11 protein-coding genes are annotated in these 15,708 nt (G+C 72.2%); 3 read left to right on the forward strand and 8 right to left on the reverse strand.

Annotated elements, in window-relative coordinates; translation table 11 throughout:
* Position 1: 1 nt before the first annotated feature.
* From Q4A22_RS03770 to Q4A22_RS03785, 4 genes are all read right to left on the reverse strand, one after another.
* Positions 2 to 874 (reverse strand): ABC transporter permease, encoded by an 873-nt coding sequence (locus Q4A22_RS03770; protein WP_303177327.1) that lies wholly within the window; start codon positions 872 to 874, stop codon positions 2 to 4.
* Between the two features lie 102 nt (positions 875 to 976).
* Positions 977 to 3,007, reverse strand: coding sequence for a glycosyltransferase (locus tag Q4A22_RS03775; protein ID WP_303177329.1), 2,031 nt, complete (start codon positions 3,005 to 3,007; stop codon positions 977 to 979).
* Positions 3,004 to 4,191, reverse strand: coding sequence for a UDP-galactopyranose mutase (glf, locus tag Q4A22_RS03780; RefSeq protein WP_303177330.1), 1,188 nt, complete (start codon positions 4,189 to 4,191; stop codon positions 3,004 to 3,006). Before glf ends, Q4A22_RS03775 begins: the two co-directional genes overlap by 4 nt.
* A gap of 225 nt (positions 4,192 to 4,416) precedes the next feature.
* Positions 4,417 to 5,598 (reverse strand): glycosyltransferase family 4 protein, encoded by a 1,182-nt coding sequence (locus tag Q4A22_RS03785; RefSeq protein ID WP_303177332.1) that lies wholly within the window; start codon positions 5,596 to 5,598, stop codon positions 4,417 to 4,419.
* A gap of 761 nt (positions 5,599 to 6,359) precedes the next feature.
* Here Q4A22_RS03785 and Q4A22_RS03790 point away from each other — a divergent pair.
* The gene (locus tag Q4A22_RS03790; RefSeq protein WP_303177333.1) at positions 6,360 to 10,256 is read left to right on the forward strand and encodes an FtsK/SpoIIIE domain-containing protein; all 3,897 of its coding nucleotides are present in this window, start codon (positions 6,360 to 6,362) and stop codon (positions 10,254 to 10,256) included.
* Positions 10,257 to 10,275: 19 nt separating this feature from the next.
* Here the strand turns inward: Q4A22_RS03790 and Q4A22_RS03795 are convergent, their stop codons facing one another.
* Complete coding sequence (locus tag Q4A22_RS03795) at positions 10,276 to 10,707, reverse strand: hypothetical protein (protein ID WP_303177335.1); 432 nt, start codon at positions 10,705 to 10,707, stop codon at positions 10,276 to 10,278.
* Positions 10,708 to 11,023: 316 nt separating this feature from the next.
* Here Q4A22_RS03795 and Q4A22_RS03800 point away from each other — a divergent pair, with 316 nt between their 5' ends.
* Entirely contained in the window at positions 11,024 to 11,272 is a 249-nt protein-coding gene (locus tag Q4A22_RS03800; protein ID WP_085107600.1) for a WhiB family transcriptional regulator, read from the forward strand.
* A 187-nt stretch (positions 11,273 to 11,459) separates the two neighbouring features.
* Here Q4A22_RS03800 and Q4A22_RS03805 read toward each other — a convergent pair whose 3' ends face one another.
* The 3 genes from Q4A22_RS03805 to Q4A22_RS03815 are packed head-to-tail and all read right to left on the reverse strand — an operon-like array spanning position 11,460 to position 15,262.
* Positions 11,460 to 13,043: a sensor histidine kinase gene (locus Q4A22_RS03805; protein ID WP_303177337.1), complete on the reverse strand. Its 1,584-nt coding sequence runs from the start codon at positions 13,041 to 13,043 to the stop codon at positions 11,460 to 11,462.
* 15 nt (positions 13,044 to 13,058) lie between these two features.
* Positions 13,059 to 14,594, reverse strand: a complete 1,536-nt coding sequence (locus Q4A22_RS03810; RefSeq protein ID WP_303177339.1) for a ParA family protein — start codon at positions 14,592 to 14,594, stop codon at positions 13,059 to 13,061.
* The gene (locus Q4A22_RS03815) at positions 14,591 to 15,262 is read right to left on the reverse strand and encodes an SAF domain-containing protein (protein WP_303177341.1); all 672 of its coding nucleotides are present in this window, start codon (positions 15,260 to 15,262) and stop codon (positions 14,591 to 14,593) included. Before Q4A22_RS03815 ends, Q4A22_RS03810 begins: the two co-directional genes overlap by 4 nt.
* Before the next feature lie 229 nt (positions 15,263 to 15,491).
* Between Q4A22_RS03815 and Q4A22_RS03820 the strand changes: the two genes are divergently transcribed.
* The gene (locus tag Q4A22_RS03820) at positions 15,492 to 15,707 is read left to right on the forward strand and encodes a helix-turn-helix domain-containing protein (protein ID WP_303177343.1); all 216 of its coding nucleotides are present in this window, start codon (positions 15,492 to 15,494) and stop codon (positions 15,705 to 15,707) included.
* Position 15,708 lies beyond the last annotated feature (1 nt).

Raw genomic sequence — 15,708 nt, forward strand, 5'->3', positions numbered from 1 at the left:
TTCACAGCTCCTGCGCGAAGTTGCCCTCTTGCGAGCGGAACAGACGGTCCGCCAGGAAGAAGAGGATCAGACTGGTGACGATGGCCAGCGGGGTCCACCCGGTGAGCAGGTGCGGGGGCACGTGCCAGATCTGGGGTGAGTCCGTGGTGGGGAACCAGAAGCCGTAGTGGAACAGCTCCACCGCCACCGTGAGCGGATTCACCATGTAGACGTAGTACACCCAGTCCCACAGCTTGTCCCGCACCATGGTCCACATGTAGAGCACGGGAGAGGCCCACGTGGACACCATGATGATGAGGTCCACGATGTTCTCCGCGTCCCGGAAGAAGACGTTGAACGTGGTGAACAGCATGCCCAGTGCGAGCGAGAACACGGAGATGATCACAGTGCCCACCACCACGGCCAGCAGCTGCTTGATCCCGGGGTGCCATCCGGTCAGGAAGCACGCGAGCAGCAGGATGGCCAGCTGCGGCACGAAGTGGATCATCGCCACCAGCAGGTTGGACACGGGGAACAGCTGCCTGGGCAGGTAGATCTTCTTGAGCAGACCGCCGTTCGCGACCACGGAGCGTGAGGCGTTGCCGAAGACCTCCCCGAAGAGGTTCATCACCACGATGCCGGAGAAGAGGTAGACCGCGAAGTTCTCGATCCCCCGGTTCAGGTCCAGGAACACGCCCATGGCGATGTAGAACACCAGGAACTGCACGCCGGGCTTGAGGTAGGACCACAGCAGGCCCAGCACGGTGCCGCGGTACCTGATCTGGATCTCCTTGTCCACGATCAGCCGCAGCAGGAACCTGTTGGCGAACACGTCCCTCAGGCCGCGGTCCTGTCCCGGGGGCCGCAAGTGCGTGGTGGGAGATTGGGTTTCCATCTGCCGTCCTTTCCTGGCACGGTCCGTTCTTCCGGTGCGGGCACCGGACACGCGCCGACGCCGCACGCGCAGGTGGGCGTGCGGCGTCGAGCGGTGGCTGGATTACTGTGCGGGGCCGTTCTCCGCGAAGGTGCGCGCCCACGCGTCCACCGACGTGATCTCCGGCAGCGCGGCGCGGTACTGCTCGCTCAGCGCGTCCCAGCGGGAGAGCAGCTCCGCGTGGAGCTTGACGCTCTCCGCCATGAGCTCACGCACCTGCGCCGGGTCCCGGCGGTACCAGGATGCCCCGGTGCCCTCCGCGTTGGAGACCACCGCCGAGTCCAGGGTGGCCAGGTAGGACCAGTGGCCGTCCATGTGTGCCACGCTGGCCTCCGGGTAGTCCTTCGCCATGCTGCGCACGGGACGCAGGGTCTGCTTCAGCACGGTGCGCACCGCCCACGGGATGAGCTGCGCCTTGGTGGGGGACTTGGGTGCCGCCATCGTCTTGGGCGGCTTGGCACGCCGCACCGGGGGCAGCTCCGCCGGGTCCTTGACCACGCGGGCGTCCGAGTACTGCTCCTTCATGGCGCGGATCTCGGGCATGCGCGTGGGCAGCATCTCGTGCAGCCGCTCGGGACCCTCCAGCACGTCCTGGATGGCCAGCAGCACGGACTTGGCCGGGTAGTACTGCATGGAGACCACGTGCTTGGTGTCCGTGGTGATGGACTCGCGCAGCATCCGACCGCCCTTGGCGAACGGCGAGTGCAGCAGCGCGGCGATGAGCCGGTTGCGCTCGTGGAAGTAGGCCTGCCAGTCCACGGCGTCGTCCTTGTCCGCCCAGGACACGTGCCACACCGCGGCGCCCGGCAGCGAGATGGTGGGGTAGCCGGCCGCCTTGGCGCGCAGGGAGTACTCGGAGTCGTCCCACTTGATGAACACGGGCAGCGAGAGTCCGATGTCCTCCAGGATGCTGCGCGGTATCAGACACATCCACCAGCCGTTGTAGTCAGCGTCCCACCGCCGGTGCAGCTTCGGCCGCGAGCGCAGGCCGCGCTCCGCGAAGTCGACGCCGCCGAGGTCCTCGATGGGACCCCAGAGGAAGCGGTACGGGTTCACGACCTCCGCGTAGGCGTTGAGCAGCGGCTTGTTGTACATGTCGAACATGTGCCCGCCCACGATGGAGGGCGTGTGGCACATGTCGGCGAACGCCACGGCGCGCAGCACCCCCTCGGGCTCGAGCAGGATGTCGTCGTCGAGGATGAGGACGTAGTCGGACTTCTGCACGCCGTCCGGTGTTCTGCGGCCCTCCACCACCTCGTACATGTTGCGCGCGAAGCCGCCGGAACCGCCCATGTTGCCCTGTCGGATCATGCGCAGCTTTTCTCGCATCGCCGTCTCGGCGGAGGGGAAGTCGGGCTCGTCCTGGACCAGCTTGTTGCCCTGGTCCACGATGATCAGCTCGTCCAGCACCTCGTCGAGACCGTCCGCCTCGGCAATCGTCCGGATGGTGTTGACGCAGTAGTCGGGCCGGTTGAACGTGGTCACGCCGAGCGTCACCCGCCCCACGGGGCGGCCCTGGGACGGCACGAGCCATGACGCCGCGTCCAGGGTCATGCCCTCCTCGTCCGAGATCAGGTCGAACCAGTACCAGCCGCCGTCGCCGAAGGGCGCGAGGGTGAGCTCGAACTCGCACGTGGTGGAGCCCTCCACGCGGCGGTCCTCCACACGCTGGGACACCCCCCGGGCGTTGGAGCGGTACACGATCAGGGAACCGGCGCCGGAGGTCCGGACGCGGAGCACCACCGACTCGGCCACCGTCCACCGACGCCAGTAGGAGGCGGGGAAGGCGTTGAAGTACGAGCCGAAGGACACGCGACGGCCCGGGCGGATCCGGACCGAACGGCGGGAGATGATGTCGTCCGGGTGCTGGTTCGCGGTGTCGGAACCGGCGGACGAGGGCCCCTCCTTGTTGATGGGGCCGTCGATGTACAGCGGCAGGGCGTCCAGGTCCTTGTTGGCCGGGAACACCACCCGCGCGACCTCGCGCAGGTCCGTGGCCGTGCCGGGCTCGGAGGTGATCCTGGACAGGTACTCCTGGCCCTCGGTCCCGCCCGCCCCGGTCTGTCCCGCCCGCTTCGCGTTCTCCTGGCTCACTGGTCCACTCCTCCACTGGTCAGGGGCGCACCGGCGGTGAAGTGCGGTGCGATCGTGTTGTCCACCATGGACAGGGCCGAGCCGATGGCCATGTGCATGTCCAGGTACTTGTACGTGCCGAGGCGCCCTCCGAAGAGCACCGAGGACTCGCCGCGGGCCAGGTCCCGGTACGCGAGCAGCTTCTCGCGGTCCTGCGAGGTGTTCACCGGGTAGTAGGGCTCGTCACCCTTCTCCGCGAACCGGGAGAACTCCCGCATGATCACCGTGGCGTCCTTGGTGTAGTCACGCTCGGGGTGGAAGTGCCGGAACTCGTGGATGCGGGTGTAGGGGACGTCCGCGTCCGGGTAGTTCATCACCGAGGTGCCCTGGAAGTCCTCCATGTCCAGCACCTCCTCTTCCAGGTCGATGGTCCGCCAGGAGAGGTCGCCCTGCGCGTAGTCGAAGTAGCGGTCCACCGGGCCGGTGTAGACCACGGGGACCTGCCCCACCACGTTGGCCTTGGAGAACTCCTGCGTGTCGTCGAAGAAGTCCGTGTCCAGGCGCACGTCGATGTTCGGGTGGTCCGCCATGCGCTCGAGCCAGGCGGTGTAGCCGTCCACCGGCAGGCCCTCGTGGGTGTCGTTGAAGTAGCGGTTGTCGTACGTGTAGCGCACGGGCAGCCGGGAGATGATGGACGCGGGCAGGTCCTTGGGATCGGTCTGCCACTGCTTGCCCGTGTAGTGCTTGATGAACGCCTCGTACAGGGGGCGCCCGATCAGCTGGATGCCCTTGTCGTTGAGGTTCTGCGGATCCGTCCCGGCCAGCTCTCCCGCCTGCTCGCGGATCAGCTCGCGGGCCTCTCCCGGGGAGTAGGCGGCACGGAAGAACTGGTTGATGGTCCCCAGGTTGATGGGCATGGGGAACACCTCGCCCTGGTGGCGGGTGTAGACCCGGTGCACGTAGTTGGTGAAGCCCGTGAAGCGGTTCACGTACTCCCACACGCGCTCGTTGGAGGTGTGGAAGAGGTGCGCGCCGTAGCGGTGGACCTCGATCCCGGTGCGCTCCTCGTTCTCGCTGTAGGCGTTGCCGCCCAGGTGGGGCCGCCGGTCGATCATGGTGACCTTCAAACCCAACTCGCGTGCGGCTCGTTCTGCCACGGTCAAACCGAACAGTCCTGAGCCCACGACCACCAGATCAGTGTTCATGTGTCCCTCCTAGGGTCCTCCGCGATCCATGCACGGACATCGTCGTGGCTAAAAGTACCGGACACCGCTGGCCGCGGCCCGTGCGACTCGCGCCCGGGCGGGTGATGCGGCGGGTACCACGGCGCACGGTGAAGGGCACGCGGAGCCTGGCGGGCGACGTCGTTCTCCGCGCCCGCGCGCTCCGGCAGCCCCCCGGAGGGGCGCCGAGCTGTGCGGGTACCGGGATCAGCCGCGCGCGCCCGCGAAGCCGCTGAGCACCCAGGCTGCGGCCGCGCGACCGGACGCAGCCAGGGAGGCGTGCTCGCGAGCCCACTCGCTGCGCGGCCCGCGCATGGCCTCGCGGCGCCCCGAGGCGACGTCCTGGAGGGCCTGCTCCATGACCTGCGCGACAGCCTCGGGCGTGAAGTCCACCGGCGTGCCGAGCTGGTTGTCCGTCACGAGGTCGGCGGCGACACCCACCCCGGCGAAGATGGACGGGGTGCCGCACGCCGCGGCGGCGTACAGCTTGGTGGGCTTGGAGAAGTCGTACCCGCGGTGGGGGATCACCGAGGCGAGCGCGGCCACCGAGCCGCGCATGAACGCGGCGGTGCGCTCGCCCGGCTGCACACCGTGGAAGACCACGCTGCCCGGTGCCACCCGCGCGGCCACCTCCTGCACGCGAGCCAGGTCCGACCCGCGGCCCAGCACCTGCAGGGTCACCTCGGGGTGCTCGGGGAGGATGCGGGCCAGTGCCTCGATGAACAGGTCCATGCCCTGCCACTCCGAGATGGAGCCCGCGTAGACGAAGTAGGGACCAGGCACCGGCTCAGCGGGGCCCTCGGGGGTGAAGGTGGCGGTGTCGATGCCGTTCTCCGCCACGAACATCTTGTCCCACCGGGCGCCCGTGACGCGGTGCAGCTCCTCCCCCATGGCCTCGGACACGGTGATCACACCGCCGGCGCACCGCGCGGAGACGGACTCCGCGGCGCGCATCAACTGGGTGACGACGCCGGGGACGTCCATGTTCACGGTGGCGGAGGTCCAGATGTCCGGGCTGTACCAGATGTACGGACGACGCCGCAGCGCACTGGAGAGCCACACCGCGAGTCCCGTGGTGGGCGGCGGCTCGCTCACCACGATGTCCGCATCCATCACGAGCAGGCGGGCGAAGGCCTGGACGTCGAAGCTGAGGTACTGGGCCACCCCGCGGACGTAGTCCTCGCTGTCCCGCAGCACCGGGACCCGCACGATGTCGTAGGGCTCGTCCACGGGCGTGTCCGCCATCGACCGCGGCGGTCGGGTGGTGAGGACCGTGACCTGGGCTCCCTCGGCCGCGAATCCCCGAGCAAGAGCTGCCAGGCGGAACGAGGCCGCGGCGGGCTCGGGGAGGAAGATGCGGCTGACGATGACGACCTTGCGGGGTTTCATGGCCCCTACTGTCTCACGTCTGCGCTGATCGTGAGGTGGCCGCTGGGGGTGGGGGCGGACACTCCCGGGGCGCGCGGCACACGCACTGCACAGGGCGGGGCGTCGGTTCATGACATCGTGCCCCGTCCACCGATCGTGGTGCGGGGCGTGTCCCGAGAGCCGGGAGGATGTGGACTGCCGGCATGCAGTGGCGCCTCGAGGTTCTGTGGAACAACTCCCCATCGGGACATCCCGCGCGTGTCACGGGCACCCCGGGAACCAGTGGGGCACGGCTGGCGGAGGAACTCACCCGGCAGCTCGGCGCGGGCCACACGGCCACGGTCGAGGGCATCCCCCTGGAGGACACGCGCCTGGGTGAGCCTCCCCTCACGGAGGGGGCCTGCGTGGTGCTGCGCCGTGCCGGTGAGGGCGGACGGACGTGTGAGGGCAGTGCCAGCCGGCACACGGGCGCGCACCGGCACAGTCTGTCGCCCGCTCCGCGGCCTGCCAGAGAGAACACTCCTCCCGGAGCGGGCACGGGGGACGCCGTCCAGCTCACGGTCGTGGAGGGGGCTGGAGCGGGTGCGCGGCTGCGTCTGCCGCGCGGGCACCACCGCGTCCGTCTCACCGACGAGGAGCCGACTGCCATCCCGCAGGACGGCCCCGGTGGCAGCCACCTCCACGTGGGCGACTCCGGAGTGACACTGCACCCCTCCGGCGCGGTGATCGGTCCAGGCGACCGCTGGTGCCTCCGGGAGGGGACACGCGTCTCGTGGCTGCGCGTGGACCCTCCGGAAACCGCCTCGACCGCGGCGTGGCGGGACCCCTCTGCTCCCCCCGCGGGCTTCACGGCCCGGGAGGCGGACCCGGCCCACCCGTTGCCTGTCGGAGCCGTCTCCCGCGGCCGGGCCGTGGTGGCCATGGCGACCGGCCTGCTGCCGCTCGGGGCGGGGATTGGGATCGCACTGTTCACCCACTGGTGGTTCTTCCTGGTGTTCAGCGCACTGGGCGCCGTCACCACGGTCGCGGGGTGGTTCGCGGACCGGGGCACCCGCGCCGAGAACCGCACCCGCCTGGCGGCCGCGCTGGAACGGGACCTGCGGCGGTGCGAGCACGCCGCGCCCGCGGTCTCCGCCCTCGTGGCACGCTGCCTGCCGCCCGGGCCACGACCAGAGCCCGTGGGAACCGCGGGAGGCACCGGGTCAGGAGACCCCACCCGGTTCCCCGCCGCGACCGGCGCTCCCGGCACGGCCAGCCCCGCCGGGAACCGCGCCGGGTGGGCCACAGCCCCCGGTGTTCCCCCGCGCCGGTGGGTCCGCCTGGGCCACGGGCCCCGCCCCGCACAGCTGGCGCGCGAGCGCGGAACCCCGCTGAGCGCCGTCACCCACGGGCACGCCCCCGTCCTGGTGGACCTCGCCGAACTGGGCACAATCGCGCTCGCCGCAGACCCCGAGCTCACCGTCGGGGTGCTCAACGCCCTCGTCCTCCAGCTGTTCACCGGGCCCGCGGCGCTGCACCGGCTGCGCGTCTCCCCGGACGTGCCGTGGCAGGCACCGGTGGCAGACCTGGCGGCCCCGGACCCGACCGCCCTCTCCGCGGACGAGGTGCCCACTCACCTCACCACCCTGGAGGTCCTCACACCCGACACCGCGGAAGGCCACCCCCTTGGGCCCGGCACCGTCCGGGTGCTGGTGACACTCGGGGAGGAACCCGACGGAGCGGACGCCACCCTCACGACCACCGGCGACGGGCTGCGGCTGAGCACCCACGCGTGCGCGGCCGTCCCGGGGCTTTCGGGCGCAGAACGGCGCTCCACCCTGGACTTCGTGCCGGACACGGTCTCCCGGCGGACCGCCATGGCGGCGTTGCAGGGGTGGCGGCACTCCCCCGCGGGCCGCACCGCCTCGGCCCGTGGGGGGCTGCCGCGGCTGACCGGCTCCCACGAGCTCCTCACGCCCGCCCCCGAGATCTCACCCACCCGTGTTCGCCCGCAACGCACCGTCGAGCCCGGGGGCGCCGAACCTGCGGGGGTGCCGGGCCCGCGTCGCGCCACGGCGGGTCTGCGCACGGCCATCGGCGTGTCCCGCGCGGGGGTGCAGCACGTGGAGCTGGACGATGAGAACCCCCACCTGCTCGTGGCCGGCACCACGGGCTGCGGCAAGTCCGAGGTGCTGCGCTCGCTCGTGGCCGGGCTCGCCCGCGAGTATCCACCCAGCCGGCTGGAGTTCCTGTTCGTGGACTTCAAGGGCGGTGCCGCACTCGCCCCGCTGACCGCGCTGCCCCATCCGAGCACCCTGCTGACCGATCTGGGCCCAGACGAGGTGCGGCGCGCGCTGGCGTTCCTGCGCTCCGAGCTGCACCGCCGCGAACGCGTACTGCTCGCCCACGGCCACGACAGCATGACGCAGCTGCTCCGCGATGCGGGAGCCTCGTCCGCGCTGCGGGAACTGGTGGTCGTGGTGGACGAGGCCAAGATGCTCACCGACTCGTTCCCCGAGGCCGCACACCACCTGGCGGTCGTCGCCACCGTGGGCCGGTCCCTGGGAGTCCACCTGGTGCTGGCCACCCAGCGGCCCCAGGGTGCGCTGCCCGCTGACGTCCGGGCGAACATCTCGCAGGCGCTGTGCCTGCGGGTGCGCACCGACCAGGAGTCCCTGGACGTCATCGGCAGCGTCGCGGCCGCCCGCGTCTCGCCCCGCGTCCCCGGCCGGGGGTTCCTGGACCGCGGGGACGGCGCGCCCGTGGAGCTGCAGTGCGTCGTGCTCACACGGCTCGCCCCGCCGGAGCCCGCACCCCTGCGCCTGTGTTTCCTGACGCGGGATTTTCTGGCCCAGGACTCGGGTGATCCCGACGACGCCGCGCGCCCCGGCTGCCACGCTCCCCGGGGCGGCCAGGATTCCGACAACCCCTGCGAGGGCGTGGTGCAGAGCGTGGCAGACGTGCGGCAGCTGTGGAGTGCGGCGATCCCCGGTCGTGCGACTGACGAACGCCCCGGCACAGGCGGGCTCCTCAAGACGGGATTGGCCCCAGGCTCCAAGAGCGGCGCCGTCCCACCCGGGCTTCCCCGCAGGGTTCCCGCCGTCGCCGCGCCGGATTCCGCGGTGGACCTGGGCGCCGGGGAGAGCCCCACCGAGCACTGGTGCGGCCGGTTCACGTGGCACCCCTGGCGGGACGGTCCCCTGGCGCTCGTCGGGCGCCCGGAAGCGGTGCTGGACCCCCTGCGCTCCCTGCTCCTGCGCTGCGCTGCGTCGCGAGTACCCACCCCCTCCGCGGCATCCGGAACCGGCGCGGCCCTGTACATCGTGACGGCCGGAGGCGGTGCCTTTCCGGATCTCCTCGGCGCCGACGGCGAGCCCCTGCACCCGGCCGTGCGGGGCACCGCCCGCGCGGACGAACCCGCGGACCTCGCCCACCTGCTGGGACGGCTGCGCGAGCACCTCGAACGGCACGGCGCCGCCGCGGGGCCTTGTGCAGAGCGCGCGGTCCTGGCCGTGACGGACTGGGACCGCTGCTGCCAGCTGCTGCGAGCCGGGCCCTGGTCCCACCTGGAGGACGAGATGCTCGCGCTGCTCGTCTCCGGACCCGCGCGGGGGCTCTCCGCACTGCTCGCCGGGGACCGCACGCTCGTGGCCGGCCGCGGCTCGCAGGTGGGACCGAACCGGTTGTACTTCCCCGGGGGCCAGGCTCCCGACGCTCTGCTGCACTGGCCGCGCCTGCCACCGTTCACCCCCCACGAGCACCGCGCTGCCGTCAGCGGGCCCGTCTCCCGCCCCGCAGCCGACGGGGAGAAGACCCCCAGCGAGGCCGGGCCGCCACCGCGCGGTGACGAGATGGCCGTGGTGCAGGTCGCCGAGGGACCCGGCACCCGCGCGGCGCCGGCGTCCGCGGGGAACACGGGGACAACGGCCTCGCCCGGGGGCACTAACTGGCCTCGATGCTTCCCGCTGCCGCGCACCTGGGCGGCGCCACGGTGCCACCCGGCGGGCCTGCTCCTCGGGGTCACCCGCGACGGCGCCCCTGCGGTCCACCCGTGGGGACCCGGGGCCACCCTCCTGGTTGCGGGCCCCGCACGGTCGGGACGCTCCACGTTCCTGGACGCCGCCCGCGCGGGCCTCGCCCCGGACGCACCACGGCGCGCCGGGGACGACGGCGTTCGTCACCGCGTGGTGCGCGCCGCGCCCCGCGACGCCGAGGAGGTCCACGCGCTGCTGCGTTCCCTCGAGCACCCGCACCGGGCGGTCACCCTGCTGCTGGACGACGCGGAGCGCATGACTCCTGAGGCACTCCGCGCGCTCGCCGGGGCGTGGCATCCCCGACCGTGGGCGGCCACGGAGCACCCGGTCGCACACCACGGGTCCTCACCGGGCAACCCCTCCCCTGTCCCGCCCCCTCAGCCGTCCTGGCTGCTCCCGGGGGTGCGGATCGTCCTGGGCGTGCAACTCACGGATTCCCTGCTCGCGACCTTTCCGCCCCTGCCCGCCTGGCGCCAGCACGCCGACACGCTGCTTCTGACACCACGCCGGGCCTTCGACGGCGACATGTTCGGGGCCTCGCTCGCCGGACTCGCCCTGGGTGGACCACCCGGTCGGGGCTACTGGCTCCACCGCGGGACGGCGGAACCGGTGCAGACGCCCACACGGCGCGCCGCTCCCCCCGGGGATGGACCCACGGACGAATGACGGGCAGAGGCTCTCGGGGTCAGGCCGTGGCGGCCGCCCGCGTGCGGTGCATCCAGGCGACCGTGGGCGGCGCGAACAGGCAGAGGATGGTGGTCACCGCGAGTACCGCCAGTGCAGCACCCCACGCGGCGAACGCCGCCCGCAGCAGGGAGAGCCCCACGATGAGAAGGAACGCCTGCGACACCAGGATTGCGGCGCGGGGCCACCGCTGCCCGCGCCAGGCACCTCTGGAGGCCGCTGCGAGCCACACCGATCCTCCGGCGAGCACGACCGCGGCGAAGAGCACACCCGCCAGGGGCAGGACGTGCCCCGAGAACAGCGAGACCAGGAAGCCTGCCGCCAGCACCAGCAGGCCGAGGGCCTCCAGCGCCACCAGGACGGTCACCGTCGAGGCGGTCCACGGACGGGTGCCGGGGGCCTGCGAACGGGAGCTGGGTGCCGGGGTGCTCATGGGCGTGGCCTTTCCGTGCGGGGTGGGGACACCACCACTGTAGTGACGGGCGGTGTCCGAGCTCTCACCCTGATCTGGGTGGCCCCGCAATATCACACTGGGCCGGTGGTCGCGAATCCCGCCGTGTGATGTGCCCCTCATTTCCTTGTCCCCCGTGTGTTTACGTGGGAAACTTCTGGAAACATCCCAAAGGCCCGATCGTCCGGGCCTTTTCTGTGTTCCACCACCGGTTTTCCCACCGCGGGCGTCTGCCGCCGCGCTCGGGGTGCCCTGAGGTGGACTCACCCCGACTGTTGAGAGGAGCGGTGTCGTCGTCATGGATTGGCGTAGTCGCGCAGCATGCTTGGAGAAAGACCCCGAACTGTTCTTCCCCGTGGGAAACACGGGTCCCGCCCTGCTTCAGATCGAAGAGGCCAAGGCCGTGTGCCGGTCGTGCGAGGTCATGGACACCTGCCTGCAGTGGGCGCTGGAGTCCGGGCAGGACGCCGGCGTGTGGGGCGGCATGAGCGAGGACGAGCGCCGCGCCCTCAAGCGCCGCGCCGCCCGCGCCCGTCGCGCGTCCTGACAAGGACGCCCCGCGGCTCCGAGAACCCGGCCTGAACGAGGCCCGTCACCACGGCCCGTGCCCCGTCACATCCGACGGAGCACGGGCCGTGGTGCTGTGCCCGGTTCCCGGCAGTCCGCAGCGCACAGTCGCAACGCGGGCCTGTGAGTGCTCAGCCCAGCACTCGGAGTTCTCCAGCGCGGGGCACTCAGCCGCGGTGGGAGGCGGAGCGCGGGAAGCGGGCCGTGACCACCACGCTCGTGCCGCTCGGCTCCCTGGGCTGCCACCGGATGCTTCCCTGCAGCTCACTGGCCACCAGGGTGCGCACGATCTGCATGCCGAGGCCCTCGCCCTCCGCGGGTGGCCGGTAGGCACTGACCCCGGACTCCTCGATCACGGCGTCACCCATGCCGCGTCCGTCGTCGTTGATGGCGATCTCCACCACTCGCTGCACCGCACCCGTGTCCGAGACCTCGTCCTCCCCGCGGGTGACCACGAGCTCCACCGTGCCGTCGCGGTCCCGCAGCCCGTGCTCCACGGCGTTGGCCACGAGCTCGTTGACCACCAGTGCCACGGAGGTCGCACTCTTGGAGGGCAGCCGCCCGAAGGTGCCACGCACCCGGGTTCGCACGTGCTGGGCCGCGGAGGCCGTCTCCACGGCCAGCTTGACCTGGTGGCGGATGAGGTCGTCGAAGTCCACATCCTCCGAGATCTCGTGGGACAGGGACTCGTGGACCCGGGCGATGGAGCTGACCCGGCGCATGGCCTGCTGCAGGCCGTTCCTGCCCTCGTCCGAGTGCATCCGACGGGACTGCAGCCGCAGCAGGGCGGAGACCGTCTGCAGGTTGTTCTTCACCCGGTGGTGGATCTCCCGGATGGTGGCGTCCTTCGAGACGAGCTGCAGGTCCCGGCGGCGCAGCTCGGTGACGTCCCGGCACAGCAGCAGCGCGCCGGTGCGGTCGGGGCCCTGCCGCAGGGGAATGGACCGCAGGGTGGCGGAGGCCTTCACCCCGGAGAGCTCGGCGCGCCATGGCATGGTGCCCGCCAGCACGGGGGCGAGCGTCTCGTCCACCCCGGGCGCTGCGAGCGGGAGCCCCCGGGCGACCTCCAGCAGGTTGCGCCCCTGGATGTCTCCCTCCAGCCCGAGACGGCGGAACGTGGAGAGCCCGTTGGGCGAGCAGAACTCCACCACACCCGCGGCGTCCAGGCGCAGCATGCCGTCACCCACGCGCGGCGCCCCGCGGCGGGAGTCGTTGCGCACCGCGAAGTCCGGCCAGGTCCCCTGGTTCGCCATGCGCAGCAGGTCCGCGGCGGACTCCCGGTAGACCAGCTCCATGCGGGAGGGCAGACGGTCGTGCTGCGGATCCGCCGTGAGACCCACCACCGCGATGGTGCGCCCGTTGCGCACCAACGGCACCAGGGTCACGGAGCGGGAGGCGAGACTGGACCACTCCGAGGAGCCCGCCCGCTCGATGGAACGGTCGATCCAGGCCCGGCGCAGGGTCCGTGCGGCGGAGCCCGTGACGACCTCGCCCACCATGTCCTTCTGGTACGCGGTGGGCCCGGTGGTGGGGCGCGCGTGGGCCAGGACCAGGAACTCGCCACCTTCCTCCGGAACGGGACGCCCCGTGGGGTTCTCCCGCCCCGGCACCACGGCGCGGGGGAAGCACAGCAGCAGGTCGCCGAATCCCAGGTCCGCCACCAGCTGCCAGTCCCCGACCAGCAGGTGCAGCCACTCGGCGTCCCCCGCGTCGAAGTCCGCCACCCCCCGCAGCGGGTCCGTGAATGCCATGGCGTCCTCGCCTCTCTACGTCCTGTCCCGGCGCAGCCAGGCTCCCATCCGGTGCCCCAGCCTAGTACGCGCCGGCGTGGCGCCCAGGGCCCCGCCGCCGCCCGACACCTCGGGGTGCGCGTCCCGCACCACCGCCCGGGTGAGCGCGGTGTACTCCTGCCGCAGGGCGCTGCGGGGCGCCGTCTCGGCCAGCACCGCGCCCGCGAGCAGGGCGTCGTCGCAGACCGCCGGGTCCCACACGAGGGTGTGCGCGATGCCGTGCCCCGGGGCAAAGCGCTCCCACGCCTCGGTGACGGCCGCGGCGGCTGAGCGGCCGGCCGCGGCCGGCCGCAGCTTGGTCACCGCCAAGACCACCCGCGCGTCCGGCGCCGCCTCCTCGAGGTCTGGCAGCGCCTTCACCAGACGGGGCACACCGAGGACGTCCGCCGCGCCCAGCGCGAGCACGGTGTCCGCGGCGGCCACGGCGCCGAGCGTCCCTGCGTTGCGGCGCGGGGCCAGGAAGTCACTGGTGATCTCCTCGTCCAGCTCGAGATTGAAGGAGGTGTCCACGACCACGAGTTCGTACTCCTCCCGGGCGCGCTCCAGCACCAGGTCCAGGGCCGAGCCGCGCAGCTCGGGCCAGCGGTCGTGGCGGGTGATGCCCGTGAGCACGTCCACGGAGCCCCCGGCCACCGAGACGCGCGTGACGCACCGCGCCAGACCGGGCGCGTCCAGCCGGCCCTGGTCCGCCAGGCGGCACGCCTGCGCCAGGCCGGCGGCCTCGTCCAGCAGCCCCAGGCTCGCAGCCACCGACGCGGCGTAGGTGTCCGCGTCCACGAGCAGCACCCTGTGGCCCAGCAGGGCGGCCTCCGCCGCCACGTTCAGCGCGGTGACGGTGCGCCCCGGCGCCCCGGCCGGGCCCCACACGGCCACGAGCCGGTGCTCCCGGACCTCCTCCTCCTGGGCTGAGCGGGCGCCGGAGTCCGGTTCCCACCCCTGCTCCGCGGCCTCCGGTGCACGGGGCGTGCGGGCGGCGTCGTCCGCACCGTCCCCGCGGTCGACGACGTCGCCCGCCGCCTCGCGCGCGCCCGCGCCGTCACCGCCCCGGGGTCCGTCACCGGGCGGGCGAGGACCACGCCCGCCGGCCGCGGACCCCGGGACGCCAGGAGCGGTGCTTCCGTCCGGTGGGTCTCCGCCGTCAGAACCACCGCGGGCGGTGGTTGGTCGCCACGCGGGGGCGGCCACGGCCTCTCGCACCCGGCGGGAGAGCTCCTCGCCCGAGGCCCCGGCGGGAACGGCGGCCACGCCCAGGCCCGCGAGCCGGTGGCTGTCGTGGCCCTCGACCACGAGCACGCGCAGGTGGTTGTCGGCGAGCTGGCGGAGCATGCTGGTGGTGAGCTCCTCGGCCCCCTCGGCCACGACGGCGACGTCCGCCATCCCCGTGTGGGAGCACGCCAGCAGCTCGGAGAGCTCCAGGCAGCGGCGCACCACGGTGACCTCCCCGTGCAGCCTCTCGAGCCGGTCCACGAGCTCCCACGTGCTCGTGCCCAGGGTGACCACGGAGGTGCTCACGAGCCGCTCCCCCCGGTGTTGAGCACGAGAGTCACCTTGGCGTCGTTGCCCAGGGCGTCCACGAGAGGACCCACCTGGGACTGGCGGACCAGCACGTGCACGGTCTTCCCGTCCGAACCGCCGAGGCCGGTGTCCGCGGTGTCCACCCCGGCGATCTCCGCGGCGGTCACGAGCTTCTTCGGCTCTGCGTAGCCCCTGCCCGTGGGGCGCGGCGCGGCCACCCAGACGTCCACGTGGGCGCCCGGCCCGGCCTGTGCGGGCAGGGGCGTTTCCAGCGCGATTCCCACGGGCGTGCGGTCGAGCGAGTCCGCCGTGCCCACCGCGGACGCGGGCAGCAGCTGCCCGCGGGCAACCCGCTGGGTCACCACGGTGTTCTCCCGCAGCACTTCGTCCCCGCGCACGTACTGACCGGCGGCGTCCTGCAGGTGGACGTCCACCGTGGTGAGGTCCTCGGCCGTGATCCGCTGCCCGACGGGCAGGTCGTCGGCCGCCACGTAGTACGGCTCGCTGCGGTTGGCCGTGGCCACCAGCAGCACCACACCCATGACGGAGAGCAGCACCAGCAGCAGTCCCACGAGCAGGCGCGGGTCCCGCCACGACGGTTTCCGGAACCGGGCCGCGCTGCGCGCCCCCGGTGCTGCGCGGTCCTGCGGTGCGCTGACTGACATGGTCCGTGTCCTTCCCCCTGTGCCGCCGGCCCCCGCCGGCTCCCCCGAGTGTGCCCGGCCGAAAGACTCCCCCGGAAGTGTGACGTGGCGCATGTGGACGGAGCGGCCCACGCCCGGAACCCCCGCGATCCCTGTTGATAACCGTGTTCTCCCAGCCCCACATGGGACAATGTGCGCCAAGGACCGATGATTCAGCATCGAAGAGCACCAAAGGAAGTGATGCACCGACATGACGCAGCAACGATTCCTCACCCTGGCGGACGTCGCCGAGATCCTCTCGATCTCCGTCCCCCAGGCCAGGGCCATGGTGCGCTCCGGTGAGCTCCCCGCCATCCAGGTGGGCGGGCGCGGGCAGTGGCGCGTGGAGAAGGCCAAGCTCGAGGAGTACATCCAGCAGGGCTACGAGCGCACCCAGACCGCGGTGCGGGAGGGGTCCCTGCACTGAC

Source organism: Kocuria sp., from assembly GCF_030530945.1.
Lineage (GTDB): Bacteria > Actinomycetota > Actinomycetes > Actinomycetales > Micrococcaceae > Kocuria.

Bases quoted from the DNA above. Each gene is read 5' to 3' on its own strand.
- glf (WP_303177330.1), bottom strand. From the start codon at position 4,191: ATGAACACTGATCTGGTGGTCGTGGGCTCAGGACTGTTCGGTTTGACC.
- Q4A22_RS03800 (WP_085107600.1), top strand. From the start codon at position 11,024: ATGGATTGGCGTAGTCGCGCAGCATGCTTGGAGAAAGACCCCGAACTG.
- Q4A22_RS03770 (WP_303177327.1), bottom strand. From the start codon at position 874: ATGGAAACCCAATCTCCCACCACGCACTTGCGGCCCCCGGGACAGGAC.
- Q4A22_RS03820 (WP_303177343.1), top strand. From the start codon at position 15,492: ATGACGCAGCAACGATTCCTCACCCTGGCGGACGTCGCCGAGATCCTC.
- Q4A22_RS03795 (WP_303177335.1), bottom strand. From the start codon at position 10,707: ATGAGCACCCCGGCACCCAGCTCCCGTTCGCAGGCCCCCGGCACCCGT.
- Q4A22_RS03805 (WP_303177337.1), bottom strand. From the start codon at position 13,043: ATGGCATTCACGGACCCGCTGCGGGGGGTGGCGGACTTCGACGCGGGG.
- Q4A22_RS03815 (WP_303177341.1), bottom strand. From the start codon at position 15,262: ATGTCAGTCAGCGCACCGCAGGACCGCGCAGCACCGGGGGCGCGCAGC.
- Q4A22_RS03785 (WP_303177332.1), bottom strand. From the start codon at position 5,598: ATGAAACCCCGCAAGGTCGTCATCGTCAGCCGCATCTTCCTCCCCGAG.